The sequence below is a fragment of the Shewanella sp. SM20 genome, from assembly GCF_025654545.1.
Classification (GTDB): Bacteria; Pseudomonadota; Gammaproteobacteria; order Enterobacterales; family Shewanellaceae; genus Shewanella; species Shewanella oncorhynchi.
Genome location: NZ_JAKKRK010000124.1, coordinates 1 through 1,244 on the forward strand (window position 1 = coordinate 1; position 1,244 = coordinate 1,244).

Consider the following 1,244-nt stretch of genomic DNA (forward strand, 5'->3'; position numbering starts at 1 on the left):
CAGGGCAAGATCACGAACATTTAACGCGCACTTTAACATAACTGATTGACCGCGATCTTCCGTTGTGATCAGATACTGGCTTTTACGCGGAGCCAGTTTATGAACATCGATATTTTTGCAGAGCACTTTTCAGAATTAGAAGACCCAAGGCAAGCATCTAAGGTCGTTTATCCCTTGTTTGACGTGGTGTTTTTAACGCTGTGTGCAGTTATCGCAGGCTGTGAGGGCTGGGAAGATATTGAAGATTTCGGTGAAAACCGCTTTGACTGGTTGCAAGAACATGGTTTTTTCAAACTGGGCTTGCCGGTACACGACACTATCGCGCGGGTGATGTCATTGCTGGACAGCGAAGCCTTACAGCGTTGCTTTGCCAGTTGGATGCAGGCTTGTACAGAACTTACTGATGGTCAGGTAGTAGCGATTGACGGCAAAACGCTGCGCGGCTCCTACAACCGTGAAGACCGCTGCTCATCTATTCATATGGTTAGCGCGTTTGCCAGTGCCAATGGCGTGGTAATGGGCCAGGTTAAAACGGACGAGAAGAGCAACGAAATTACGGCGATACCTCAGCTACTTAACTTGCTGGAGCTTAAAGGATGCTTGGTCAGTTTGGATGCCATGGGATGCCAGAAAGAGATAGCGCAGCAGATAGTAGATAAAGAAGCTGACTACCTGCTGACGGTTAAAGGCAACCAAGGACAGCTGCACGATGCAGTAAAACAAGTGTTTGCGGGTAAGGCGCGCAAAGACAGTGCAGCGCAGTCATTGGAAAAGAACCGTGGGCGCTTGGAGTACCGAGAATTCCAGGTATGTGATGCCAGTGAATTACCGGAAAAACTCAAAGCTGCGTGGCCAGCGCTGACAACCCTTGGCATGGCAACGACTTACCGGGTGGAAAAGCACAAGCGTGCGGTGTTAGAGCAACGTTATTTTATTAGCTCAGCCGCGCTTAGTGCCGAGCGGCTAGCCAGCGCAGTTCGCGAGCATTGGAGTATCGAAAACCAGTTGCACTGGGTGCTGGATGTGAGTTTAGGTGAGGATGCGTGCCAGATATACCGTGGTAATGCAGCGACTAATCTTGCCACGATGCGACACTTTGGTTTGAATATGTTACGCGCTGAGAAGCGAAAAATGAGTATCAGAAGAAAGCAGCGTCAGGCATTGATGAATGAGGCTTATTTGGATGCGGTGCTTGAAGCCGGCATGAGTGTGGTTATTAAATGACCACTCGTAATCTCACCCTG

1 protein-coding gene is annotated in these 1,244 nt (G+C 49.3%); it reads left to right on the forward strand.

Features of this window, described 5'->3' with window-relative positions; genetic code table 11:
* Positions 1-99 precede the first annotated feature (99 nt).
* On the forward strand, positions 100-1,224 hold the full coding sequence (locus L5M18_RS23160) for an ISAs1 family transposase (protein ID WP_042849116.1): 1,125 nt from the start codon (positions 100-102) through the stop codon (positions 1,222-1,224).
* Positions 1,225-1,244: the final 20 nt, after the last annotated feature.

What these genes read in the sequence shown, in the direction of transcription:
- L5M18_RS23160 (WP_042849116.1), top strand. Translation starts at nt 100, where the DNA reads ATGAACATCGATATTTTTGCAGAGCACTTTTCAGAATTAGAAGACCCA.